This is a genomic window from Mycobacterium sp. TH-M103, assembly GCF_057473785.1.
Genome location: NZ_JBYCLG010000367.1, coordinates 14,570 through 37,284 on the forward strand (window position 1 = coordinate 14,570; position 22,715 = coordinate 37,284).

Below are 22,715 nucleotides of genomic sequence, written 5' to 3' on the forward strand. Positions count from 1 at the left end.
GGGACCTCGTACAACGAGGCGTTCCAGGGCGAGGGCGCCCCGGCGTGGGCGGCGGCAAGTGGTTTCGGCGCCCAACGCGCCCGTGCTGGCCGTCGTCGCGAACGCGGGCGTCGGCAGCGTCGAGTTGGTCGTCACGCCCCGATGGCCCCGATGGCTCAGACGGCTCAGACGTCGAAGACCCGGACCAGGCCGTCCAGCCCGGCGAAGTCCGCCCCGTTTCGGGTGTAGAGATCGAGGCCGCTCGCGTGCGCGGTCGCCGCGATCAGCAGGTCGGCGAAACGGCTCCGCGGCATCCGGCCTGCACCGACCACGGCGGCGACGACGAGTCCATAACTGCGCGCGGCCGCCGCGTCGAAGGGAATCGGTTCCAGTATCGATTCGACTTCCTGCAGCCGGGCCTGCCGCCTGGCCGCTTCGACCGGGTCGCCGGCCAAATGCGGACCGGACGCCAGTTCGGCCGCGGTGATCGCCGAGATCGCCATTTCGTCGGGCAGCGCGGCGATCACGGCCGGGTCATGCCAGTCGACGACCACCGAGGTGTCGAGAAGGCCGGACGCCACGGCTCAGAGGCCCTGGTCGATCGACCGGTCCAGGTCGGCGCGGAACCGGCGGTGGTCGATGCGCACGGCGGCGGCGGCCGCCAGCGCCGCGACGTCGTCGCGGGAGACGAAGGTGCGGCGGCGACCGGTTCGGATCGGGCTCAACTCGGCCACCGGCTCACCGTTGCGGGTGACGACAAACGTCTCCCCCGCAGCCACCGCGTCGATCACCTTGGCGTTGTCGTTGCGGAGCTCACGCTGCGCGATGGTCCTGGCCACCGACGAAGTGTAGCAAGTGGTGCGACGGTGAGCTACGCACGTCGGGCACAACTCTCCGCTTATTCCGAGACCGCCTGCGGTTCCGTGCGGACCCGCTCGATTTGGTCGTATGCGTAGGCGGCCACCTCGGCAACGGCAACGCCCATGCCCTCGCCCGTGCGAGTGACGATTCGTAGATCTGGCCGCCGAGGACCTCGTGAAGGTGTGTGACCGTCGTGATGATCTCGGGAAAGCCCGCCGCGCCGAGGGGATCGACGGCCAAACCGCCGATGATGGCGGCCGGTTCGTGGTGTCCAAGCCGATCCAACAGGGCGGTGAGGACCGCCAGGGGGACGCCGATATGGCCGCGATTGGCCGGCTCGGCACTCATGCGCTCAGGTATGCCCGCAACACGTCCACGGCCGCGGTGATGTTGCCCACCGGCACCGCCTCGTCGCGCTTGTGCGCGACGTTGGGGTCGCCGGGCCCGAAGTTGACCGCCGGGATGCCCAGGGCGGCGAACCGCGCCACGTCCGTCCAGCCGTATTTCGCCCGGACGCGCCCGTCGGCGGCCTCGACCAGGGCCCTGGCGGCGGGCTGCGCCAGCCCGGGCAGGGCGCCCGATGCGGCGTCGGTCTGCTCGATTGCCACGTCGAGCCCGTCGAACACCTCGTGCACGTGCGCCAGCGCGGCGGCCGCCGACCGGTCGGGCGCGAAACGGAAGTTGACCGTCACCGAGGCCGCGTCGGGGATCACGTTGCCGGCCACACCGCCCTCGATCCGCACCGCCGACAGGCCCTCGCGGTAGGTGCACCCGTCGATGTCCACGGAGCGCGCCCGGTATCGCGCCAGCCGGTCCAGGACCGGGCTCAGCTTGTGAATGGCGTTGTCGCCCAACCAGGAACGCGCTGAATGCGCGCGGGTGCCGGTGGCCCCGATCACCACGCGCAGCGTCCCCTGGCAGCCGGCTTCGATGTAGCCGCCGGTGGGCTCGCCCAGGACGGCCACGTCGGCGGCCAGCCAGTCCGGAAGCTCGCGCTCGATGCGTCCCAAGCCGTTTGCGGCGGCCTCGATCTCCTCGCAGTCGTAGAACACCAGCGTCAGGTCGTGCGCGGGGTCGGCCACGGTGGCGGCCAGGTGCAGGAACACCGCGTCACCGGACTTCATGTCGGCGGCCCCGCAGCCGCACAGCAGGTCGCCGTCGCGGCGGCTGGGCAGGTTGCCGGCGGCCGGGACGGTGTCGAGGTGTCCGGCCAGCAGCACCCGCGACGGCCGGCCCAGCGACGTGCGCGCCAGGACGGCGTTGCCGTTGCGGACGATCTCGAAGCCCGACGTCTGGGCGCGCAGCGCGGCCTCCACCTCGTCGGCCAGGCGCGCCTCGTGCCGCGATTCGCTGGGAATGTCGACCAGCGCCGCGGTCAACTCGATCGGGTCCCCGCGCAAGTCCAGCACGATCCCAAGTATGCCGAGCAGACGCAAAAGCTCCTATTTGCGGCCCCAAAGAGGGCGCTTTTGTGTCTGCTCGGCCGGAGAAAGTAACCTGACCGCCGTGACTGGAGCTGCAGGAATCGGGCTGGCGACGCTGGCCTCGGACGGATCGATCCTCGACACCTGGTTCCCCGCACCGGAATTGACCGAATCGGGCACCACCACCACCTCGCGGCTCGCCGCGTCCGACGTTCCCCCGGACCTGGCCGCGCTGGTCGGCCGCGACGAGGACCGCGGCACCGAGACCGTCGCGGTGCGCACGGTGATCGGCTCGCTCGACGATGTCGCGACCGACTCCTACGACGCCTACCTGCGGTTACATCTGCTCTCGCACCGGCTGGTGGCCCCGCACGGCCTGAACGCCACCGGGCTGTTCGGGGTGCTGACCAACGTGGTGTGGACCAACCACGGGCCCTGCGCCGTCGACGGGTTCGAGGCGGTCCGGACCCGGCTGCGCCGCCGCGGACCGGTGACCGTCTACGGTGTCGACAAGTTCCCGCGGATGGTCGACTACGTCGTGCCGACAGGGGTGCGCATCGCCGACGCCGACCGGGTGCGCCTGGGCGCCCACCTGGCCCCGGGCACCACCGTGATGCACGAGGGCTTCGTCAACTTCAACGCCGGCACGCTGGGCGCGTCGATGGTCGAAGGCCGCATCTCCGCCGGTGTGGTGGTGGGCGACGGGTCGGACGTCGGCGGCGGGGCATCGATCATGGGCACGCTGTCCGGCGGCGGTACGGATGTCATCTCGATCGGGAAGCGCTGCCTGCTGGGCGCGAACGCGGGGCTGGGCATCTCGCTCGGCGACGACTGCGTCGTCGAGGCCGGCCTCTACGTCACCGCGGGCACCAAGGTGACCACGCCGGCCGGCAAAGTGGTCAAGGCCAGGGAGCTCTCCGGCGCCGGGAACATGCTGTTCCGCCGCAATTCGCGCACCGGGTCAGTCGAGGTGGTGGCCCGCGACGGCCGGGGCATCACGCTCAACGCCGAACTGCACGCCAACTGAGTCAGCGGCAGCCGTTGCGCTGCAGGTCGGGCGACGCGGCCGACCCCAGCGCCGCCCCGTTGGTCTCCGGCAGCAAGTAGGTGCTCACCAGGCTGACCGACACCAGCGCGGCAAGCAGCAGGCTCAGCGCCCAGCTGCCGAAGCTGGCCAGCAGAGTCCCGGCGATCAGCGGCGGCAACGCCCCGCCGAGGATGCCCGCGAGGTTGCTGGACAGCGCGGCGCCGGTGTAGCGGTAGCGGGTGGCGAACAGTTCGGGCACGAACGACGCCGTGGGGCCCGCGGCGATGGCGCCGACGGCGTACATGCCCACGATCGCGACCGCGAACAGGACGGGGCTGCCGGTGTCCATCAGCGGGATCACGACCAGCGACCACGGCAGCGACGCCACTCTCCCCACCAGCATCATCCGGCGTCGCCCGACCCGATCGGACAGGCTCGCAGAGACCGCGACGAGCGCGATGCTCGCCAACCCGCCCAGCACCCCGACGACCAGGATGAGGGTGCGGGAATGCCCCAGTTCGCTCTGCGCGTACCGAGCCAGGTACGTACTGGCCATGTAGACGAATCCGAATCCGCTGACAACGCTGCCACCGGCCAGGACGATCGTGCGGTACTCGCGGCGCAGCACCTCCTTGATCGGCGCCTCGGTGACGGCGTTGCGGGCCTTCTCGCCCGCGAACACCGGGGTCTCCCCGATGTTGAGCCGAACGTACAGGGCGACGACGATCAACGCGGCGCTGATCAGGAACGGAACCCGCCACCCCCACTGCAGGAACGCGGCGCTGCGCTCGCCGATGGTCGCGTTCACGCCGAGGAACACCAGGCTGGTCAGCACCAGCGCGACACCCCCGCCCAGCGGGGTGAACATGCCGTACCGGCCGCGCCGGCCCGCGGGCGCGTACTCGGCGCTCAGCAGCGCCGACCCCGCCCACTCGCCGCCGACGGCGAACCCCTGCAGCACCCGCAGGGCGATCAGGATCAGCGGGGCGGCGCCCCCGATGGCCGCGGGGGTGGGCACCAGGCCCACCCCCACCGTGGACACGGCCATGATCAGCAACGTGGCGACGAGCGTCTTCTTGCGGCCCAGCCGATCCCCGAAGTGCCCGAACACGGCCGCGCCCAGCGGCCGGGAGAGAAACGCGGTGGCGAACGTGCCCATCGAGGCGACCGTGGCCATTGCCGGACTCAGATGCGGGAAGAACACGGTGGGGAACACCAGCGCCGCCGCGATGCCGTAGATGAGGAAGTCGTAGAACTCGATGGCGGAGCCGACCAGACAGGCGGCCGCCACCCGCCTCATCGGCGTGACGCCGGGGTCCGTGTGGATCGACACGGTAACGACGGTAGCGCGACGCCGCGCCGTCGTGCTCGGGGACAGGCCGCGCTCTCAGCCTTCGGACAGCAACTGCTTCTTGAGCACCTTGCCCATGGCGTTGCGGGGCAACGAATCCACGAAGCGCACCTCGCGCGGCCGCTTGTGGGCCGAAAGCTCCTGGGCGACATGGTTGACCAACTCGTCGGCGGAGACGTCCGGCGCCCCGACGACGTAGGCGACGATGCGCTGGCCCAGGTCGTCGTCGGGCACCCCGACGACGGCCACCTCGCCCACGCCCGGATGCCCGAGCAAGGCCGTTTCGATCTCGCCCGCACCGATGCGGTATCCGCCGGACTTGATCAGGTCGACGGACTCGCGCCCGACGATGCGGTGCATCCCGCCGCCGTCGATGACCGCGACGTCCCCGGTGCGGTACCAGCCGTCGGTGTCGAACGCCTCGGCGGTGGCGTCCGGCCGGTTGAGGTAGCCGTCAAACATCGTCGGCCCGCGAACCTGCAGCCTGCCAACGGTTTCCCCGTCGTGCGGCGCGGGGCCGCCGTCCTCGTCGAGCAGCCGGGTCTGCACGCCGGGCAGCGGCAGGCCGACCCAGCCGGCGCGCCGCTCACCGTCCGCGCGCGTGGACAGCGTGATCAGCGACTCCGAGGCGCCGTAGCGTTCGACGGGCCGGTGCCCGGTGAGCCCGGCGAGCCCGTCGAACACCGGGACCGGCAGCGGTGCGCTGCCGGAGACCAGCAGCCGCGCCCGGCTCAGCGCCCGCGCGGAGCCCTCGTCGGCCACCACCCGCGACCACACCGTGGGCACCCCGAAGTACAGCGTGCCGCCGGCTTCCGCACACGCCTGGGCATAACCGGCCGGTGTCGGTTTTCCGGTGTGCACGAAGCGGTTTCCCACGCGCAGCGACCCGAGCAGGCCCAAAACCAGGCCGTGCACGTGGAACAGCGGCAGTCCGTGCACCAGGACGTCCTCGGCGGTCCACTGCCAGGCTTCGGCCAGTGCGTCGAGGTCGGCGGCGATCGCGCGCCGGCTCAGCACCACCCCCTTGGGCAGCCCGGTGGTGCCGGAGGTGTAGATGACCATCGCGGTGGCATCGGGCGGCGGCTCGGGATACCGGTGCCAGGAGCGCGCATGCAGCCGGACAGGGATGTGCGGCAACCCTTCCGGCTCGTCCGGCGGGGGCCCCAGCCAGGCCTGCACGCCGGAGTCGGTGAGCATGTGGCGGCGTTCGGACGTACCGATGTCGGCCGGCACCGGGACGAACGGGACGCCGGCGATCAGGCAGCCGGTGACCGCCAGCACCGTCGCCGCGGTGGGCGTGGCCAGCACCGCGACCCGGTCAGCGCCGGCGACCCGTTCGGCCACCGACGTCGCGGCGCCGAGCAGGTCGCCGCGGCTCAACGCGACGCCGTCGATGCGTACCGCGTCGGCGAGGTCGGTGGCGGTGACCAGCGCGGGATTCAGGGAAGCCAGCAGCACGTGAGCAGGTTACTGCTCGTCCCAGATCTTCATCAGGGTGGCCAGGATCTCCTCGCCGCGCCCCAGCCCGGCCAGATGGCTTTCGCCCGGCAGCACATAGAGCTCGGCGTCGGGCAGCCGCGACACCACGTGCTCGCCGTGGGCGAACGGAACGATGTGGTCGTGGTCGCCGTGCCACCAGCGGACCGGGACCTTGACCTCGTCGAGCCGGAATCCCCAGTCCCGGGTGAACAGGATGACGTCGTTGAACGGGGCCGCCAGTTGCTTGCGGCTGCCGTTGAGCAGGTCGTCGAGGAACATGGCCCCGAACTCGGGCCGGGTGAGCAGGCGCCGGTCGCCCTCGGGCGATATCGCGGCGTACAGATACAGCGCGGGGTTCGCCACCGGGCGGATCATCCGGACCATCAGGCTCGCGCCGATCCGCAGCGGGTCACCGCCCAGCCGCAGCAGCGGCGCCACCCGCTTGCCCAGGTTCATCAGGCCGCTGGTGATGCCCTCGTCGCCGACGAACGGCGCGACGCCGCCGAGCACGCCGGCGGCGACCACCCGGTCGGGCAGCACCGCGGCGGAGGCCAGCGCGTAGGGGCCGCCGCCGGACAGGCCGATGACGGCCATCTTGTCGATGCCCAGCGTGTCGGCGATCGTGCGCAGGTCGTCACCGAACGCCCGGATGTTCTCGTAGCGGTGGGGTGTCGACGAGCCGATTCCGGGTCGGTCCAGGCCGATCAGGCGGATGTGGTGGTTCTCGGCGTAGACGCGAGCCTCGACCGGAATCTGACGGCGGGCACCGGGGGTCCCGTGCAGCCAGAACATCGCACGCCCCTGCGGGTCGCCGAACTCGGCGAAGCCGATCTGGCGGTCCTCGCCGACCGCGACGTTTCCTTCGAGCTTGGGGCGGGCGATCTCGATGGCCATGCCCAGCAGCTTGGCATGTGACGAGCGGTTTACCAAAGCCTCGCGGGGAGCCGACCGCCCTGCGGTTGATTGGGCAGTTGGAGCTCTCGTGCCACGAAGCGGCCTCCTAGCGACATCGGTTTCTCCCGGCTATTTATCGAGCCATTGATTGGCCAAGGTCCGGGCTATACTGCGGACTCATGAAGACGGTGCCGCTGACCGAGGCCAAGGACAAGCTCTCCGCGCTGGTCGACGAGGCCGACACGACCCACGAAATCATCCAGATCACCCGGCACGGCCGCGTCGCGGCAGTTCTCATGTCCGCCGACGACCTCGAGTCGCTCAACGAGACTCTGCACGCGCTGCGGACGCCGGGCGTGGCCGACGAGCTCGCCCAGGCCGACGCCGACTACGCCGCCGGAAAGACGGTCAGCGGCGAAGAGATTCGCCGGCGCTACGGCTTGAAGTGACCGGGCCGAAGACACCGTGGTCCGTCCAGCTGTCGCCGTCGGCGTCGCGCTCCCTCGACCGGCTTGCGCACCGAGTCGCCGCTGCGATCGCCGAATTCATCACCCTCACATTGCCGGCTGACCCGTACCGGCTGTCCAAGCCGCTGCGATTCGAATTCGAAGGCTGGCGCCTCGCGCGCCGCGGCGATTACCGCGTCACATTCCGGGCGCTCGAGGACGACCGCGTGCTGTACATCGGCCGCATCGAGCACCGCGCGCATGCCTATCGCCGCTGACGCCTTCAGCCGCGGTTACGCGTTCAGCACCCGCTCGCCGATCACCCGAGCCGCGCGCAGCGACGCCACCTCATCACTGGAAAGGCCCAGGCCGCGCAGGATCTCGTCGTTGTGCCGGCCCAGGGTGGGCGGGGCGCTGCGGTGGTGCCGCGCCGGGCCGGGGGTGATGCGAAACGGCCACCCCGGGTAGCGGTGCACCCCGGTGACGGGGTGCTCGAGTTCCTCGTAGTAGCCGCGGGCGTCGAGTTGCGGGATGCCGTACATGTCCTCGCCGGTGCTGACTCGCTCGGCCGCGATGCCATGCGCCGCACAGGTTTCCACGATCTCCGCGGCCGTCTGCGTCGAGGTCCAGGCGCCGACGATCCCGTCGAAGGCGTCGTGGTCGGACCCGTCCCGGTCGGGCACGGACAGCGCGACCCAGGCGTCGTCCGCGGTCGGGTAGACACCCTGCAGGTACCCGCGCCGCCGGTTGCCCTCGCGCGGACGCACGACGCCGTTCATCGAGTACTCGATCACCGGTTCCGCGGTGAGGCAGGCCGCGACCTCGATCTGGGCGATCTCGATCAGCCGGCCCGCTCCGGTGCGGTTGCGGTGCTCGAGCGCGGCCAGCAGCGCGACGCCCGCGTGCACGCCGACGATCGGGTCGGCGGGCCCCTGCGGGTTGCACGGCGGCCCCTCGGGATAGCCGGTGACCGCCGACATCCCGGCGGTCTGTTCGAAGTTCAGCGCCCAGCCGACGTAGTCGCGCCAGGGGCCGTGCAGGCCGTAGCCGGGCATCCGCACCATGATCACGCCGGGGTTCAGCGCCACCACCGACTCGTAGTCCAGACCGAAGTGCTCGACCACGCGCGGGGAGAAGTTCTCCACGACGACGTCGGCCTGGGCGGCCAGCCGGCGGGCGATCTCGAGGCCCCGCTGCGAGGTCAGGTCGAGCGTGAGGTCGCGCTTGTTGAGGTTGGTGCCCTGCCAGATCGGGCTGCGCTCGTACCAGTCGTCGCCCTCGTAGGCCAACGCCCCCGAGTAGCGGTGGCCGTCGGGACGCTGGATGGACTCGACCTTGACGATGTCGGCGCCGAACGCCCCGAGGTAGCAGGTCAGGTACGCCCCGGCCCAGAACGTGGTGAGGTCGAGCACCCGCAGCCCCGCGAAGGGCAACGCATCCGCCGCCGGGACTACCGGCTCCTGTTGCTGCACAGCGGCTTCCGAGAATCGGAACGCGGGACCGGGCCGCCGGAACAGCCAGCCGGCGCCGCCGCCCGCCTGGAAGAACCCGCGTTCGGCGTATTGCGGGCAGTCCAGCACCGTCGCGCCGTCGTTGACCGGGGACGCCGGGACGCGCAGCGCCTGGGCCAGTTCGACGATCTCGGCGACGGTCCGGCCGGCGAGCCACGGCTCGGCCTCGGCGAAGAATTCGTCGCGCTCCGGGCCGCCCATCATGATCGCGAGCTGCTGCTCGCCGTACTCCGGCAGGCCGAGCATCGCGCACACGTCGAGCCAGTGCTGCCCCGTCAGGCAGTTGATGCCCACCCACCCGTCGGCGGCCCGCACGACACCGAGCATCGGCGCCGAGCGCATGTTCGCCGGCAGGCCAAGGCGTTCCATCCGCTGCGCCATCAACATCGGATACGGCAGCGTCGAGAGCAGGCACTCCAGCTGCGAGACGTCCACCTCCCGGACGCGGCCGGCGGGGTGCAGCCGCAGCGCGGTCAGCGCGCCCAGCGCGCCGTAGGCGCCCGCGACGTATTCGCAGATGCGGGCGCCGACCTGCACCGGCGGGCGGTCGGGGTCGCGGGCGCTGACCCAGCCCGACGCGGCCTGCAGGGTCAGCGGTGTGGCGCGCCGATCACGCCACGGCCCCGACCGGCCGAACGCGGAGATGCTCAGCCGCACCAGGTTCGGGTTCAGCCGCTCCAACGCCTCGGCGCCGAGTCCCCGGTCCGTGAGCGTGCCGGGTGCGAAATCCTCGATGAGGACGTGCGCGCCGGCGACGAGCTCGCGTGTGTTGGCGGAATCCATTGCGGTCATGCGCTTTCCGGCGTTGAGGTATTCGAACAAGCCCGCTCGCTGCGGGTCGGCGACACCACCGGGAAACGGGCCCCACCGGCGCAGCGGATCCCCTTCGGGCGGCTCGACTTTGGTGACCGCGGCGCCGAGGTCGGCGAGGAGCTTGCCGGCGTAGGGGCCCGAGATGTCGCCGGCGAGTTCGACGACGCGCAGCCCGGCCAGCGGCCCCGTCATGCGGGGATCCCGATGGCCTTCACCTCCGTGTACTGGTGCAGCCCGCGGATCCCGCCGCTCTCCCGGCCGAATCCGCTCAGTTTGAAACCGCCGAACGGGGCGTCGCCGGGCCCGACGCCGTTGATCGCGACCTGCCCGGTGCGGATGCGGCGGGCGACGGCGACCGCCCGGTCCACGTCGGTGCCCCACACGGCGCCGGACAGCCCGTAGCGGGAGTTGTTCGCGATCGCCACGGCGTCGTCGTCCCCGGAGTAGCGCAGCACGGTCAGCACCGGGCCGAAGACCTCCTCCTGGGCGATCGCCGAGTCCGGGTCGACCTCGGTGAGAATCGTTGGCTCGAAATAGAACCCGGTATCCAGCCCGGCCGGGCGGCCGCCCCCGGTCACCAGTTTCGCTCCGTCGTTGACCGCCCCGTCCACGTGCGCCTGCACCCGGTCGCGCTGCGCGGCGCTGATCAGCGGTCCCATCCGCGTCGCGGGATCCCGGGGATCGCCGACCTTGACGTCGCCGGCGAGCGTGACCAGCCGGTCGACGACGTCGTCGTGCAGCTTCTCGGGCAACAGCAGCCGGCTGTGCAGGATGCAGGCCTGGCCGGCGTGCAGTGAGCAGCAGTTGAACAGCAGCTGCTCGAGCATCTCGTCGGTGACGGTCGCGTCGTCCAGGACGACGCTCGCCGACTTGCCGCCGCACTCCAGCAGGAGCCGGGTCATGGCGTCGCCGGCGGAGCGCATGACCTCGCACCCGACGGTCGAGCTGCCGGTGAAGCTGATCATGTCGATGCGCGGGTCGGTGGTGAGCAGCTTGGCGGCCTGCAGGCCCGACGGCGTGACGACGTTGACCACCCCGGGGGGAATGTCGGTGTGTTCGTCGATGATTCGGGCCAGCGCGAGCCCGGCCAGCGGCGTCAGCGGCGACGGCTTGAGCAGGACGGTGTTGCCCGCGGCCAGCGCGTTGTTCACCTTCATGACGTTGAGAATGTGCGGGAAGTTCCACGGCGTCAGGATGGACACCACACCGAGGGGCTCGTGCCGCAGCACGGTGGTACCGGCGCCGATCCCGGTGACCGGCTCGTCGACCAGCTGCGTGGCCAACTGGGCGGCGTGCATGGACGTGTATCCGGCGCCGTCGATCTGCATCATGCGTTCGTTCGCAACGCAGCCCCACTCCGCCTGCGAGAGCGCGAAGAACTCGTCGGCGTGCTCGAGCAGCGCGGCGCCGAGTTGGTTGAGGCAGCCGGACCGCTCTTCGGGGCCCATCGCCGACCAGGGGCCGTCGTCGAAAGCGCGGCGCGCGGCCGCGATCGCGTCGCCGACCTGCGCGACGCTCGCGTCGGGGGCGCCGGCGATGACCTGCTCGGTCGCCGGGTCGACGTCGTCGTAGCGCCCGTCCTCCGGTTCGACCCACGCGCCGTCGATGTAGAGCCGATAGGTGTCGACCAGGGGACCCGGAGGGTGTAACTCGGCCATGCGCTTCCTCACCGAATGTCGGTCATCTCGGGAGACAGTGTTCACCTATGACGACGTGACGTCAATCACTGCAGACGCGAATTTCCGCGTATTTCAATGCGTGTCTGCCCCGTTGACAGAGCTGTCCGCCTGGAGTAGACACAACGGCGCAAGACATATTGCATCAATATGTCGGATCTTCTGGTCAGGAGGCCTGCCGTGCAGACCACTTTGCCCGCTTCTTTGTTGCACTCCCCCGATTTCTACGCCGGCGACCCCTACCCGGCGTACCGGGAGCTGCGCGCGACCAACCCGGTCTGCTGGAACGATGTCACCAACTTCTGGGCGCTGCTGAAATACGAGGACATCCGGTTCGTGTCGGGCAACCCGGCCCTGTTCACCTCGACCAAGGGCATCACCATCCCCGACCCGCACATGGCCAATCCCGTGCAGGAGGGCAACCTCATCTTCACCGACCCGCCGCGGCACCGGCAGCTGCGCAAGCTGATCAACTCGGGCTTCACCCGGCGGCGCGTGGCGGTGCTCGAGCCCAAGATCCGCGAGATCGTGCGGGGCATCCTCGATCCCCTGCAGCCGGATTCCGTGCACGAGTTCGCCGAGGAGATCGCCGCCCCGCTGCCCACCCGGATGATCGCCGAGCTGATCGGCGCCCCGCCCGACGACTGGGAGCAGTTCCGGGCGTGGTCGGACGCGGCCACCGGAACCGCCGACCCGGAGATCGAACTCGACTCGATGGTCGCGATGGGCCAGCTCTACGAGTACTTCCAGAAGCTGATCGCGGCACGGCGCACCGAGCCCCGCGACGACCTGCTGTCGGTGCTGGCCGGCGCCGAGATCGACGGGCACCGCCTCACCGACGAGGACCTGCTCAACTTCGCATTCCTGCTGCTGGTCGCCGGCAACGAGACCACCCGCAACCTGATCGCGCTGGGCACGTGCGCGCTGATCGCCCACCCGGACCAATGCCGCCTGCTGGCCGACGATCCCGGCTTGATCCCTGGTGCGGTCGAGGAGATGCTGCGCTTCAACAGCCCGGTGGTCCACATGGCGCGCACCGCGACCGCCGACGTCGAGATCCGCGGCCGGCGCATCGCCGCGGGCGACGTCGTGGTGATGCTCTACGGGTCGGCCAACCGCGACGAGGACATCTTCGGCCCCGACGCCGAGCAGTTCAAGGTCACCCGCAACCCCAACCCGCACATCGCCTTCGGCTGTGGCGAACATTCCTGTGTGGGAGCGCAATTGGCGCGCCTGGAGGCGCGCGTACTGTTCGAGGAGGTGCTGCGCCGGTTTCCCCGGCTGGAGTTGGTGGGCGAGGTGGACCGGATGCGGGCCACCATGGTGCCCGGGGTCAAGCGCATGCCGGTACGGCTCGGGGCCTGACGGTGCACCTCGAGTACACGCCCGAGCAGGAACGGCTGCGCGCAGAGATCCGCGCGTCGTTGGAGCGGGTGATGACGCCCGAGCGGGCCGCCGCGGTCCGCGAACGCATGGAGGGTGGCCCGGAGGTCCGGGAGTGCATCCGCGCCCTGGCGGCGGCCGACCTGCTCGGGGTCGGCTGGCCCAAAGAGTACGGCGGGCGCGGCTTCTCGGCGATCGAGCAGTTCATCTTCGCCGAGGAGGCTCGCCGGGTCGACGCCCCGATCCCGCTGGTGACGCTCAACACGGTCGGGCCGACGCTGATGCAGTGCGGCACCGAGGAGCAGAAGCGCAAGTTCCTGCCGGCGATCCTGGACGGCAGCGTCGAGTTCGCGATCGGCTACTCCGAGCCCGGCGCCGGCAGCGACCTGGCCTCGATCCGCACCACGGCGGTGCGCGACGGCAACGAATACGTGATCAACGGCCAGAAGATGTTCACCAGCGGCGCCGCGTACGCCGACTATGTGTGGCTGGCCGTGCGCACCGACCCGGATGCCAAGAAGCACAAGGGCATTTCCATCCTCATCGTGCCCACCTCGTCGCCCGGGTTCTCCTGGCAGCCGCTGCACACCATGCCGGGCGTCTCGACGTTCTACACGTTCTACGACGACGTGCGAGTGCCGGTGAGCGCCCTGGTGGGCGGCGAGAACCAGGGCTGGCAGCTGATCACCACGCAGTTGAACTTCGAGCGCGCGGCCCTGGGCAACCTCGCCGGGCTCGAGCCGCTGTTCGAGAAGACGCTGGACTGGGCCGCCACCACCGAACTCGACGGCGGCCGCGTCATCGACCAGCCGTGGGTGCGGCTCGCGCTCGCCCGCGTCGAGGCCCAGGTCGCCGCGTACAAACTGGTCAACCTGCGCGTCAACGCCGCGATGACGAAGGGCGTGCTGAGTATGGGGGAAGCATCCGCGGCCAAGGTGTTCGGCACCGAACTGACCCAGCAGGTCGCCCGCCAGCTGCTGGAAGTGCTGGACCACAACGGGTTACGACGCGGCGCCGACGCCCCGCTGCGGGGCGCCCTGGAAGCCGCCTACCGGTTCGCGGTCATCAACACCTTCGGCGGCGGGGCCAACGAAATCCAGCGTGACATCATTGCCATGGCCGGGCTGGGCATGCCCCGCGCGCCGCGCGACCTTCGAGCCGCCACGTAGTCAGGAGGACCAACGCAGTGACCGACCCAGAAACCGTCAGCGCCAAGGTGCGGGCCCTCGTCGGCCAGCCCACCGGCGGCACCGGAGAGCCCTCGGTGGCGCCGGATCCGGTCAACCAGCCGATGATCCGGCACTGGGCTTACGCCATGGCCGACATGAACCCGGTCTACCTCGACCCGGAGTTCGCGGCGTCGTCCCGGTTCGGCGGCATCGTCTCGCCGCCGGTCATGCTGCAGACCTGGACGATGCCGTCACCCAAACTGGAAGGCATCGGCGAGCGGGGCGGCGCCCCGGTCGAGATCACCGGCAACCCAACGGCCTTCCTCGACGAGGCCGGCTACACCAGCACCGTCGCCACCAACTCGGAGTTCGAGATCGAGCGCTATCCCCGGCTGGGCGACGTCATCAGCGCCACGGCGGTCTACGAATCGGTCTCCGAGGAGAAGAAGACCGCGCTGGGCACCGGCTTCTTCCTGACCTGGCTGACCACCTACACCGACCAGAACGGTGAGGTGCTGGGGCGGCAGCGATTCCGGGTGCTGCGATTCAGGCCGGAACGCTGATGGCGGCCCGGCTGGCCCCGGCCATCAGCAAGGACACCGAGTTCTTCTGGAACGGCCTGCGTGAGCACAGGTTGCTGATCCAGCGCTGCGGCGGCTGCGGGGCGCTGCGCCACCCGCCCCGGCCGATGTGCCCGGCGTGCCGGTCGCTGGACTGGGAGGCGGTCGAGGCGAGCGGCCGCGGCACCGTCTACAGCTACGTGATGCCGCACGAACCCAAATTCCCCTTCTTCGAATACCCCTACATCGTCGCGCTGATCGAGCTCGCCGAGGGGGTGCGGCTGGTGTCGAACCTGTGCGACATCGACCCGGCCGACGTCACGGTCGGCATGGAAGTCGAGGTCTTCTACCAAGAATTCGACGACGGTTTGGTGCTGCACCAATTCCGGCCGGTGGGCTAGGCGCGCCATGGATTTCACGTTCACCGAAGAGCAGGAGACGATCGCCAAGCTCGCCCGCGACATTCTCGAGCGCCGCGCCACCCCTGAGCGCCTCACCGAACTCGAAGCCGGGGAGATCCGCCACGATGCGGGGCTCTGGCGCGAACTCGCGTCCGCCGACCTGTTGGGCACCGCGCTGCCGGAGCAGTTCGGCGGGAACGGCGGCGGCTTCGTCGAACTCGGCGTGTTGCTGGCCGAGGTGGGCTGGACCGTCGCGCCGGTGCCCGCGTACGCGACCCTGGTGCTGGGCGCCGACCCCATCGCCCGGCACGGCACGGCGCAGCAACGGCAACGCTACCTGCCCCACGTCGTCGCGGGCGCCCGCATCCTGACCGCCGCCCTGGCCGAGCCCGGCCGCTCCGATCCGACGAGTCCCGGCACCACCGCCCGCCGCGACGGTCCGCATTGGCGCCTCGACGGCATCAAGGAACTGGTGCCCGCCGCCCAGATCGCCGACACCGTCCTGGTCGCCGCCACCACCGACGACGGCGAGGCGGGCCTGTTCCTGCTGGCGACCGACGCTCCCGGCGTCGAGGTCCGGCCGGTGGCGACCACCGACCACGAACCGCACGCCGACGTGTTCCTGGACGGCGCAACGGTTTCCGAGCAAGACCGGCTCGACGCCACGCTCGACGACCTGCACACCCGCGCGCTCATCGGCCTGTGCGCCATCCAGCTCGGCGTCTGCGAGCGCGCACTGCGGCTGGCCGCCGACTACACCAGCGGGCGCGAGCAGTTCGGCCGGCCGATCGGCAGCTTCCAGGCGGTGCAGCAGCGGATGGCCGACGCGTTCATCGACGTCGAGGCGATCCGCTGGACCACCTGGCACGCGGCCTGGCTGGTCGCGAACGACCGGCCCGCGACGGAGGCCCGCCGGGCCGCCCGCATCGCGAAGTTCTGGGCCGCCGAGGCCGGCGCCCGCGTCGCCGCCACCGCCCAACAGGTGCACGGCGGCATCGGCATCGACGTCACCTATCCCCTGCACCGCTACTTCCTGTGGGCCAAGCACAACGAGCTCGCGCTCGGCCCCGCCTCCGCCCAGCTCGCCGCCATGGGCAGCGCTTACTCCGAAGGAAACCGATGACGACCGCCAAAACCCGCACCACCACGCTGCAGTGGGCCGATATCAACGTCGGCGACGAGGTGACGCCGCTCGAGGTCCCGATCACCACCACGATGATCGTCGCCGGCGCGATCGCGACCCGCGACTTCATGCCGGTGCACCACGACCGCGACTACGCCAACAAGCAGGGCTCGCCGAACCTGTTCATGAACATCCTGACCAGCAACGGCTACTGCGTGCGCTTCCTGACCGACTGGGCCGGGCCCGAGGCGATGGTCAAGAACCTCTCGATTCGCCTTGGGGTGCCGTGCTTTCCCGACGATCCGCTGCGGTTCACCGGCAGCGTGACCGGCAAGAGCGAGGCTTCGGGCGGAGAGAACTTCGTCGAGGTGACCTTCAAGGCGTCCAACAGCCTCGGCGACCACGTGTCGGGCACCGCGGTGCTCAGCCTGCTCGACGGGTCGGGGGCATGAGCGCGCTGCCCGGCGCCGCCGCGATCGTCGGGATCGGCCAGACCGAATTCTCCAAGGAATCCGGGCGCAGCGAACTGCAATTGGCGTGCGAGGCGGTCAGTGCCGCACTCGACGACGCCGGCCTGGCGCCCGCCGACGTCGACGGCATGGTCACCTTCACCATGGACTCCAGCGACGAGATCGACATCGCCCGCAATGTGGGCATCGGCGACCTGAGCTTCTTCTCCCGCGTGCATCACGGCGGCGGCGCGGCCTCGGGCACCGTGGTGCACGCGGCGATGGCCGTCGCCACGGGCGTGGCCGACGTGGTGGTGTGCTGGCGCGCGTTCAACGAACGCTCCGGCATGCGCTTCGGCGGCAGCGGGCGCACCGACCTGGGGACGCCGCTGTTCATGGCGCACTACGCGCCGTTCGGGCTGCTCACCCCCGCGGCGTGGGTCGCGATGCACGCGCAGCGCTACATGTCGACCTATGGGGTGACCAACGAGGACTTCGGCCGCATCGCGGTGGTGGACCGCAAGCACGCGGCGACCAACCCCGACGCCTGGTTCTACCAGCGCCCGATCACGCTGGAAGACCACCAGAATTCGCGCTGGATCATCGAACCCGTGCTGCGCCTGCTGGATTGCTGCCAGGAAAGCGACGGCGGGGTGGCGCTGGTGGTGACCAGCGCCGAACGCGCCCGCGACCTGCGCCAACCGCCGGCGATCATCACCGCGGCCGCCCAGGGCGCAGCGGCCAACGGCGAGATGATGACCAGCTACTACCGCGAGGACATCACCGGGCTGCCCGAGATGGGCGTGGTGGCCCAACGGCTTTGGCGCGATTCCGGCCTCAAGCCCCAAGACATCCAAACCGCGTTCATCTACGACCATTTCACGCCGTTCGTGTTCGCCCAATTGGAGGAGCTCGGCTTCTGCGGGCGCGGCGAGGCCAAGGACTTCGCCACCGTCGAACGGCTCTCGCTCGGTGGGGAGTTCCCGATCAACACCAACGGCGGGCTGCTCGGCGAAGCCTACATCCACGGGATGAACGGCATCACCGAGGGCGTGCGCCAGGTGCGCGGCACGTCCCACAACCAGGTCGACAACGTCGAGCACGTCCTCGTCACGTCGGGAACCGGAGTGCCCACCAGCGGCCTGATCCTCGCACCGGCCGGCTAGGAGGGACCCCGATGCCCACGCTCGCGCTGCTGACCGCACCCGGCGGCCCGATCGAGCTGGCCGAATTCCCGCTGTCGGACCCGGCGCCGGGGACGGCCGCGCTGAAGCTGCGGATGGCGGGGATCTGCGGATCAGATCTGCACATCTTCCGGGGCGAGCTGCCATTGCCGTGCCCGTTCGCCATGGGCCACGAAATGGTCGGCGAGATAGCCGAACTCGGGGCGGGGCTGACCACCGACGCCACCGGCCAACCGCTGGCGGTCGGCGATCGCGTCGTGACACCGTACTTCTGGTTCTGCGGCTCATGCCACGCCTGCTCGCGGGGACGCCCCCACGCCTGCCAGAACCTGATGGCCGGCGAGTACCGCACCCACGACCAGGAGCCGCACTTCATCGCCGCGCACGCCGAGTACTACTACACCAGCGCGCGCCAGCCGCTGTACAAGGTCCCCGACGGCCTCGCCGACGAGGCCGTCGCCCGCTCAATTGCGCACTCTCCCAGGTGCTGTTCGCGCTGCGCGACGTGCGCCTCGGCGACACCGTCGTCATCCAGGGCGCCGGCGGGCTGGGCATCAACGCCGCCGCCGTCGCGCGCACGGCGGGCGCCGCGGCGGTGATCGTCATCGACAAGATCCCCGAACGGCTCGACGTCGCCGCCGATTTCGGCGCCACCCACTGTCTGGACGCCGGCGGTCTGTCGGCCGCCGAGCTCACCGAGCGGGTCCACGGGCTCACCGACGGCATCGGGGCCGACTGGGTGCTCGAGGTCGTCGGCGTGCCGGCGGTCATCCCGGACGGCATCGGCTTCCTCAACAACGGGGGCACGCTGCTAGAGGTCGGCAACGTCGGGATGGGCCGCACCTTCGAACTCGACCCGAGCGTCCTGGTCTACGGCAACAAGTCCGTGCGCGGGGTGATGTTCTACGACCCGGTCACGCTGGCAGTCGGCCTGTCCTTCCTGCAGCACACCAGCTTTCCGTTTCACCGGTTGCTGCCCAGGCCCTTCCGCCTCGCCGACATCAACGCCGCCTACGCCGCCGCCGATACGGGGTCGATGCCCAGGGGCGCGCTGGTGCCATGACGACCCAGGTTCAGGCCACCGAAACGCGCGAACTGATCGTCGAATCGGCGTATGCCTGTTTCGGCAAGCAGGGGCTGCAGAAGGCGACGATCGTCGACATCGCCAAGAAGGCCGGCGTGTCGCGCAGCACGGTCTACGAGTACTTCAGCGACAAGGCCGCGATCGTCGAGGCGTGCGCCGAACACGCCTCCGAGCGGTTCTACCGCGAGATGTCCAAGGCGATGGACCAGGGCGGCTCACTCGAGGACAAGCTCAGCCGCGCCGCGGTGTTCGTCACCCAGGCCCGCCGGGTCATCGCCGCCGAGCGGTACTTCGACGAGGACGCGGTCAGCCTGCTGCTCACCAAGGATGCCGCCGTGCTGCTGCGCGAGTGCGTCGACTTCTTCAAGCCCTACCTGTCGGCGGCCAGGCTGACCGGAGAGGTGCGCAAGGACCTCGACGTGGAGGCCGCCGGCGAATGGTTCGCGCGGATCCTGTTCTCGCTGTTCAGCACGCCGTCGTCCACCCTGGACATGGAAAACCCCGAAGTGGCAGCGGATTTCGTGCGCGCGCACGTGGTGCGCGGATTCGCCGGCGACCGCTCGCGGCCGAAGCGCGCCCACTGACCGGCGCCGGCCGCTGGCATCCCGCGTTGTGCGACGCATCCTGACGCCCGCGCGGCCGGGCTGGATCCGAAGACGCCGCTCACGTGCGATCCGCAGGTTTTCGACGTGCTGCACACCGCCATCGAGAACGCACCGAAAGCGCTCGGCGCCGCCGGCCGCCTGATCTCGGCCGGCTTCGGGTGTGACGGGTTCACACCAGGCGGCCGAGGAAGCGTCGCACCATGGCGCGTTCGGCGGCGGCGTCTTTGTGGGGCCAGCACCACAACGCCAGGAAGACGCGGATGAGCCACTGCGCCTGGAGCGGATCCGGGCTGTCGTGGCCCAGCATTTCGGCGGCGAGGCCGGTGACGACCGGCGAATCGGTGATCCAGTCGCTGACCGGAGCAACGTGCATCGACCGCATGAGCTGGGCAAGTGGATCCGATCGAAGGCGTTGCAGCGCAACGATGGTGGCGGTCACCACCCGGTCCGGGCCTTGGAGGTCTTTGATCGCTTCGCGCACCGTGTCCAGGATGCGCGCGGACTGGATCGCCACGACCGCGTCGCGGATGGCCGCCTTGCCGCCCGCGTGCCGGTAGATCGTCGCCGGCGAGCAGTGGACCGTGGCCGCCAGCGCCTCGATGGTGAAGGCCTCGTAGCCGCGCCGGGCGATGAGGTCGGCGGCGGCCGCGTAGATGCGTGTCGTGGCTTCGCTGCGGCGGTCCCGTCCCACCAGCCAATCGTCGCGTGGCATCCAACCAGTCTCCTCGCATCGAAAGCCGCCGAAATTCTTCTCGCAACTTGAGAATTTTCGCAACGTTTTTCTCAGCCTAACGCGCTGATCGGTCCGGATGGTTGAGTGCGGCCGCGCCCGGGCCAGCCCGGGGCGTCTCTCAACTTCGTCGCGCCCCGTTGACGCCGCCGGCGGACGCATCTCAGCCTGAACCCATGACGGTCCTCACCGATCCGGTCGAATTCTTCGGCGCCGCCGCGTTGCAGGACCCGTATCCGCTCTATGAGCGGATGCGCGCGGAGGCACCGGTGCACCGCATCGGCGACTCGGTGTTCTATGCCGTGTGCGGCTGGGACGCGGTGACCGAGGCGATCGAGCGGGTCGGGGACTTCTCGTCGAACCTCACCGCGACCATGGTCTACCGCGACGACGGCAGCGTCACCCCGTTCGACATGGGGCCGCCGGGAGGTCCGTCTCACGCGCTGGCCACCGCGGACGATCCGGTGCATGCGGTGCATCGCAGACTCCTGCTGCCGCACCTGTCGGCGAAGCGGGTGCGCATCATCGAGGAGTTCGCCACCGAGACCGCCGAGCTGCTCTGGGAACAGAACCTGCAAGAGGGTCACATCGAGTGGATGGGCGCGGTGGCCAACCGGCTGCCCATGATGGTCGTCGCCAAGCTGTTGGGCCTGCCCGCCGGTGACGTCGACGAACTCATCCGCCTGGGCTACGCCACCACCACACTGCTCGACGGGGTCGTCACCCCCGATCAACTCGACGCCGCCGGCATGGCGGCGATCGAGCTGTCCGCCTACGTCATGGAGCACTTCGAAAAGCCGAGCAGCAACGGCCTGATCGCCGACCTGGCCGCGCGCTACGCGTCGGGCGAGCTGGAGCAGCTCCCGGCGCTGGGCATCATGCTCACGCTGTTCAGCGCCGCCGGCGAGTCGACCGCCTCACTGCTGGGCAGCGCGGCCTGGATCCTCGCGGATCGCCCCGAGATCCAACGGCAGCTGCGTGAGAACCCCGAATTGTTGGGCGCTTTCATCGAGGAGACGTTGCGGTTCGAATCACCGTTTCGCGGCCACTACCGGCACGTGTGGCGCGACACCACCCTGGCCGGGGTCGCGGTGCCCGCCGATACCCACCTGCTCCTCATGTGGGGCGCGGCAAACCGCGACCCGGCGCACTTCGAGGCTCCCGACGAATTCCGCCTCGACCGCGGCACAGCCAAGGGCCACATCACGTTCGGCAAGGGTGTGCACTTCTGCGTGGGAGCCGCTCTGGCACGCCTGGAGGCCCGGATCGTGCTACGCGTGCTGTTGGAACGCACGACCTGGATCGAGGCCGCCGACATCGGGGAATGGTTGCCCAGCATCCTGGTCCGGCGGCGCAACCGGCTGCGGCTGGCCATCCGGTGACTCAGTGACCGCGAGACGCCAGCGCCCTCAGGAAGAACGTCAGGTTGGCGGGCCGCTCGGCCAGCCGCCGCATGAAGTAGCCGTACCACTGGTCGCCGAACGGCACGTACACGCGCACCCGGTTGCCGGCGGCGACCAGTCGCCGCTGTTCGTCGTCGCGGATGCCGAACAGCATCTGGTGTTCGAAATCGTCTACCCCACGGCCGGATTCGCGGGCCAGCGACGGGACCGCCTCGATGACGGCGGGATCGTGGGAAGCCACCATCGGGTAGCCCGAGCCGCCCATCAGCACCCGCAGGCAGCGCAGGTAGGAGTCGGTGACCGCGGCGGGGTCGCGGTAGGCCACCGACGCCGGTTCGTCGTAGGCGCCCTTGCACAGCCGGATCCGCGCTCCCGCTGCGGCGAATTCCGCGCAGTCCCTGGGCGTGCGGCGCAGGTATGCCTGTAAAACGGTTCCCAGCCAAGGGAAATCGGCCCGCAGGTCGCGCACGATCGTCAGCGTGGAATCCGTCGTCGTGTGGTCCTCGGCGTCCACCGTCACCCACACCCCGGCACGCTGCGCCGCTTCGCAGATCGCAAAGGCGTTCTCCCGGGCGATCTTCTCGCCGTCGCGCTCGAGCGACTGCCCCAGCGCCGACAGCTTCAGCGACACCTCCAGGGGCCGTGCGCCGTCCTCGACGCGGTCGTCGAGCCGGCCCAGCCTGCCGATCAGGTCCAGGTACACCTGCACCGCCGCCTCGGCGTCGTCGATGCCGGTCACGTCCTCACCGAGGTGGTCGACGCTGACGTAGAGCCCCGAGTCGCGCAGCGCGGCGACACTGGTCAACACCGAGCCGATCGTCTCCCCGGGCACGAACCGCCGCACCACCTTGCGGGTGATTGGCAGCCGTTCGGCGATGCGGCGCAACCCCTGTCGCCGGCCGGCCGCCAGGATCGCCGGGCGCACCGTGTTGGCGAAGACCCCGCCCATCAGTCGGATTCCATGTGCGGGTAACTGTGGTGGGTCGGCGGGACGAACGTCTCCTTGATGGTGCGTGCCGACACCCAGCGCACCATGTTCAGCAGCGATCCGGCCTTGTCGTTGGTACCCGAGCCCCGCGACCCGCCGAACGGCTGGCGCCCGACCACCGCCCCGGTCGGTTTGTCGTTGACGTAGAAGTTGCCGGCCGTGAACCGCAGCCGGT

Annotated in this window: 24 protein-coding genes and 1 pseudogene; 14 read left to right on the plus strand and 11 right to left on the minus strand. The window is 70.2% G+C overall.

Annotated features, from left to right (window positions below; translation table 11 throughout):
- Nucleotides 1–164: 164 nt before the first annotated feature.
- The 3 genes from AC2VOR_RS20220 to dapE form a co-directional block, all read right to left on the minus strand.
- A complete protein-coding gene (locus AC2VOR_RS20220) occupies nt 165–560 on the minus strand; it encodes a type II toxin-antitoxin system VapC family toxin (RefSeq protein ID WP_369737533.1) in 396 nt (131 codons plus the stop codon).
- A 3-nt stretch (nt 561–563) separates the two neighbouring features.
- The gene (locus AC2VOR_RS20225) at nt 564–818 is read right to left on the minus strand and encodes a type II toxin-antitoxin system Phd/YefM family antitoxin (protein WP_369737531.1); all 255 of its coding nucleotides are present in this window, start codon (nt 816–818) and stop codon (nt 564–566) included.
- 366 nt (nt 819–1,184) lie between these two features.
- Nucleotides 1,185–2,249, minus strand: a complete 1,065-nt coding sequence (gene dapE, locus AC2VOR_RS20230) for a succinyl-diaminopimelate desuccinylase (protein WP_369737530.1) — start codon at nt 2,247–2,249, stop codon at nt 1,185–1,187.
- A gap of 88 nt (nt 2,250–2,337) precedes the next feature.
- On the opposite strand from dapE, the gene dapD reads away from it, so the two are divergent.
- Nucleotides 2,338–3,291 carry a 2,3,4,5-tetrahydropyridine-2,6-dicarboxylate N-succinyltransferase gene (dapD, locus tag AC2VOR_RS20235; RefSeq protein ID WP_369741483.1) on the plus strand — a complete coding sequence of 318 codons (954 nt, stop codon included), beginning with the start codon at nt 2,338–2,340 and terminating at the stop codon, nt 3,289–3,291.
- A 1-nt stretch (nt 3,292) separates the two neighbouring features.
- Here the strand turns inward: dapD and AC2VOR_RS20240 are convergent, their stop codons facing one another.
- The 3 genes from AC2VOR_RS20240 to AC2VOR_RS20250 form a co-directional block, all read right to left on the minus strand.
- Nucleotides 3,293–4,591 (minus strand): MFS transporter, encoded by a 1,299-nt coding sequence (locus AC2VOR_RS20240; RefSeq protein ID WP_369741482.1) that lies wholly within the window; start codon nt 4,589–4,591, stop codon nt 3,293–3,295.
- A gap of 87 nt (nt 4,592–4,678) precedes the next feature.
- Nucleotides 4,679–6,100, minus strand: a complete 1,422-nt coding sequence (locus tag AC2VOR_RS20245; protein WP_369737529.1) for an acyl-CoA synthetase — start codon at nt 6,098–6,100, stop codon at nt 4,679–4,681.
- Nucleotides 6,101–6,109: 9 nt separating this feature from the next.
- Complete coding sequence (locus tag AC2VOR_RS20250; RefSeq protein ID WP_369737528.1) at nt 6,110–7,015, minus strand: alpha/beta fold hydrolase; 906 nt, start codon at nt 7,013–7,015, stop codon at nt 6,110–6,112.
- A gap of 179 nt (nt 7,016–7,194) precedes the next feature.
- On the opposite strand from AC2VOR_RS20250, the gene AC2VOR_RS20255 reads away from it, so the two are divergent.
- Nucleotides 7,195–7,464, plus strand: coding sequence for a type II toxin-antitoxin system Phd/YefM family antitoxin (locus AC2VOR_RS20255; protein ID WP_369737527.1), 270 nt, complete (start codon nt 7,195–7,197; stop codon nt 7,462–7,464).
- A complete protein-coding gene (locus AC2VOR_RS20260) occupies nt 7,461–7,739 on the plus strand; it encodes a type II toxin-antitoxin system RelE family toxin (RefSeq protein ID WP_369737526.1) in 279 nt (92 codons plus the stop codon). The genes AC2VOR_RS20255 and AC2VOR_RS20260 overlap by 4 nt, the downstream gene beginning before the upstream one ends.
- Before the next feature lie 15 nt (nt 7,740–7,754).
- Here AC2VOR_RS20260 and AC2VOR_RS20265 read toward each other — a convergent pair whose 3' ends face one another.
- Both AC2VOR_RS20265 and AC2VOR_RS20270 read right to left on the minus strand, forming a co-directional pair.
- Entirely contained in the window at nt 7,755–9,977 is a 2,223-nt protein-coding gene (locus AC2VOR_RS20265) for a CaiB/BaiF CoA transferase family protein (protein WP_486964396.1), read from the minus strand.
- Nucleotides 9,974–11,443, minus strand: coding sequence for an aldehyde dehydrogenase family protein (locus AC2VOR_RS20270; protein WP_369737524.1), 1,470 nt, complete (start codon nt 11,441–11,443; stop codon nt 9,974–9,976). The genes AC2VOR_RS20265 and AC2VOR_RS20270 overlap by 4 nt, the downstream gene beginning before the upstream one ends.
- 168 nt (nt 11,444–11,611) lie before the next feature.
- Here AC2VOR_RS20270 and AC2VOR_RS20275 point away from each other — a divergent pair, with 168 nt between their 5' ends.
- From AC2VOR_RS20275 to AC2VOR_RS20320, 10 genes are read left to right on the plus strand one after another with little or no spacing between them, the layout of a single operon-like run.
- Nucleotides 11,612–12,826: a cytochrome P450 gene (locus tag AC2VOR_RS20275; protein WP_369737523.1), complete on the plus strand. Its 1,215-nt coding sequence runs from the start codon at nt 11,612–11,614 to the stop codon at nt 12,824–12,826.
- Nucleotides 12,827–12,828: 2 nt separating this feature from the next.
- Complete coding sequence (locus tag AC2VOR_RS20280) at nt 12,829–14,013, plus strand: acyl-CoA dehydrogenase family protein (RefSeq protein WP_486964397.1); 1,185 nt, start codon at nt 12,829–12,831, stop codon at nt 14,011–14,013.
- A 17-nt stretch (nt 14,014–14,030) separates the two neighbouring features.
- A complete protein-coding gene (locus AC2VOR_RS20285) occupies nt 14,031–14,576 on the plus strand; it encodes an FAS1-like dehydratase domain-containing protein (protein WP_369737521.1) in 546 nt (181 codons plus the stop codon).
- Entirely contained in the window at nt 14,576–14,974 is a 399-nt protein-coding gene (locus AC2VOR_RS20290) for a Zn-ribbon domain-containing OB-fold protein (RefSeq protein ID WP_486964398.1), read from the plus strand. Before AC2VOR_RS20285 ends, AC2VOR_RS20290 begins: the two co-directional genes overlap by 1 nt.
- A gap of 7 nt (nt 14,975–14,981) precedes the next feature.
- Nucleotides 14,982–16,097 carry an acyl-CoA dehydrogenase family protein gene (locus AC2VOR_RS20295; RefSeq protein WP_486964399.1) on the plus strand — a complete coding sequence of 372 codons (1,116 nt, stop codon included), beginning with the start codon at nt 14,982–14,984 and terminating at the stop codon, nt 16,095–16,097.
- A complete protein-coding gene (locus AC2VOR_RS20300; RefSeq protein ID WP_369737517.1) occupies nt 16,094–16,549 on the plus strand; it encodes a MaoC family dehydratase in 456 nt (151 codons plus the stop codon). The genes AC2VOR_RS20295 and AC2VOR_RS20300 overlap by 4 nt, the downstream gene beginning before the upstream one ends.
- Nucleotides 16,546–17,712, plus strand: a complete 1,167-nt coding sequence (locus tag AC2VOR_RS20305; RefSeq protein ID WP_369737516.1) for a lipid-transfer protein — start codon at nt 16,546–16,548, stop codon at nt 17,710–17,712. Before AC2VOR_RS20300 ends, AC2VOR_RS20305 begins: the two co-directional genes overlap by 4 nt.
- Before the next feature lie 11 nt (nt 17,713–17,723).
- Complete coding sequence (locus tag AC2VOR_RS20310) at nt 17,724–18,329, plus strand: alcohol dehydrogenase catalytic domain-containing protein (RefSeq protein ID WP_486964400.1); 606 nt, start codon at nt 17,724–17,726, stop codon at nt 18,327–18,329.
- Nucleotides 18,215–18,793 carry a zinc-binding dehydrogenase gene (locus tag AC2VOR_RS20315; RefSeq protein WP_486964401.1) on the plus strand — a complete coding sequence of 193 codons (579 nt, stop codon included), beginning with the start codon at nt 18,215–18,217 and terminating at the stop codon, nt 18,791–18,793. Before AC2VOR_RS20310 ends, AC2VOR_RS20315 begins: the two co-directional genes overlap by 115 nt.
- Complete coding sequence (locus tag AC2VOR_RS20320) at nt 18,790–19,398, plus strand: TetR/AcrR family transcriptional regulator (RefSeq protein ID WP_369737514.1); 609 nt, start codon at nt 18,790–18,792, stop codon at nt 19,396–19,398. Before AC2VOR_RS20315 ends, AC2VOR_RS20320 begins: the two co-directional genes overlap by 4 nt.
- Nucleotides 19,399–19,588: 190 nt before the next feature.
- Here AC2VOR_RS20320 and AC2VOR_RS20325 read toward each other — a convergent pair whose 3' ends face one another.
- Nucleotides 19,589–20,131 (minus strand): TetR/AcrR family transcriptional regulator, encoded by a 543-nt coding sequence (locus AC2VOR_RS20325; RefSeq protein ID WP_486964402.1) that lies wholly within the window; start codon nt 20,129–20,131, stop codon nt 19,589–19,591.
- A gap of 194 nt (nt 20,132–20,325) precedes the next feature.
- Here AC2VOR_RS20325 and AC2VOR_RS20330 point away from each other — a divergent pair, with 194 nt between their 5' ends.
- Entirely contained in the window at nt 20,326–21,531 is a 1,206-nt protein-coding gene (locus AC2VOR_RS20330; RefSeq protein WP_369737512.1) for a cytochrome P450, read from the plus strand.
- Between the two features lies 1 nt (nt 21,532).
- On the opposite strand, the gene AC2VOR_RS20335 is transcribed toward AC2VOR_RS20330, so the two are convergent.
- Both AC2VOR_RS20335 and AC2VOR_RS20340 read right to left on the minus strand, forming a co-directional pair.
- The gene (locus tag AC2VOR_RS20335) at nt 21,533–22,501 is read right to left on the minus strand and encodes a proline dehydrogenase family protein (protein WP_486964403.1); all 969 of its coding nucleotides are present in this window, start codon (nt 22,499–22,501) and stop codon (nt 21,533–21,535) included.
- A pseudogene (locus AC2VOR_RS20340) lies at nt 22,501–22,715 on the minus strand (L-glutamate gamma-semialdehyde dehydrogenase); the annotation flags it as partial. The gene AC2VOR_RS20335 and the pseudogene AC2VOR_RS20340, both read right to left, overlap by 1 nt.

Coding starts and splice junctions, on each gene's coding strand:
- AC2VOR_RS20300 (WP_369737517.1), top strand. CDS start 16,094: ATGACGACCGCCAAAACCCGCACCACCACGCTGCAGTGGGCCGATATC.
- AC2VOR_RS20320 (WP_369737514.1), top strand. CDS start 18,790: ATGACGACCCAGGTTCAGGCCACCGAAACGCGCGAACTGATCGTCGAA.
- AC2VOR_RS20270 (WP_369737524.1), bottom strand. CDS start 11,443: ATGGCCGAGTTACACCCTCCGGGTCCCCTGGTCGACACCTATCGGCTC.
- AC2VOR_RS20310 (WP_486964400.1), top strand. CDS start 17,724: ATGCCCACGCTCGCGCTGCTGACCGCACCCGGCGGCCCGATCGAGCTG.
- AC2VOR_RS20255 (WP_369737527.1), top strand. CDS start 7,195: ATGAAGACGGTGCCGCTGACCGAGGCCAAGGACAAGCTCTCCGCGCTG.
- AC2VOR_RS20275 (WP_369737523.1), top strand. CDS start 11,612: ATGTCGGATCTTCTGGTCAGGAGGCCTGCCGTGCAGACCACTTTGCCC.
- AC2VOR_RS20325 (WP_486964402.1), bottom strand. CDS start 20,131: ATGCCACGCGACGATTGGCTGGTGGGACGGGACCGCCGCAGCGAAGCC.
- AC2VOR_RS20295 (WP_486964399.1), top strand. CDS start 14,982: ATGGATTTCACGTTCACCGAAGAGCAGGAGACGATCGCCAAGCTCGCC.
- AC2VOR_RS20290 (WP_486964398.1), top strand. CDS start 14,576: ATGGCGGCCCGGCTGGCCCCGGCCATCAGCAAGGACACCGAGTTCTTC.
- AC2VOR_RS20240 (WP_369741482.1), bottom strand. CDS start 4,591: ATGAGGCGGGTGGCGGCCGCCTGTCTGGTCGGCTCCGCCATCGAGTTC.
- AC2VOR_RS20250 (WP_369737528.1), bottom strand. CDS start 7,015: ATGGCCATCGAGATCGCCCGCCCCAAGCTCGAAGGAAACGTCGCGGTC.
- AC2VOR_RS20330 (WP_369737512.1), top strand. CDS start 20,326: ATGACGGTCCTCACCGATCCGGTCGAATTCTTCGGCGCCGCCGCGTTG.
- AC2VOR_RS20335 (WP_486964403.1), bottom strand. CDS start 22,501: ATGGGCGGGGTCTTCGCCAACACGGTGCGCCCGGCGATCCTGGCGGCC.
- AC2VOR_RS20265 (WP_486964396.1), bottom strand. CDS start 9,977: ATGACGGGGCCGCTGGCCGGGCTGCGCGTCGTCGAACTCGCCGGCGAC.
- AC2VOR_RS20305 (WP_369737516.1), top strand. CDS start 16,546: ATGAGCGCGCTGCCCGGCGCCGCCGCGATCGTCGGGATCGGCCAGACC.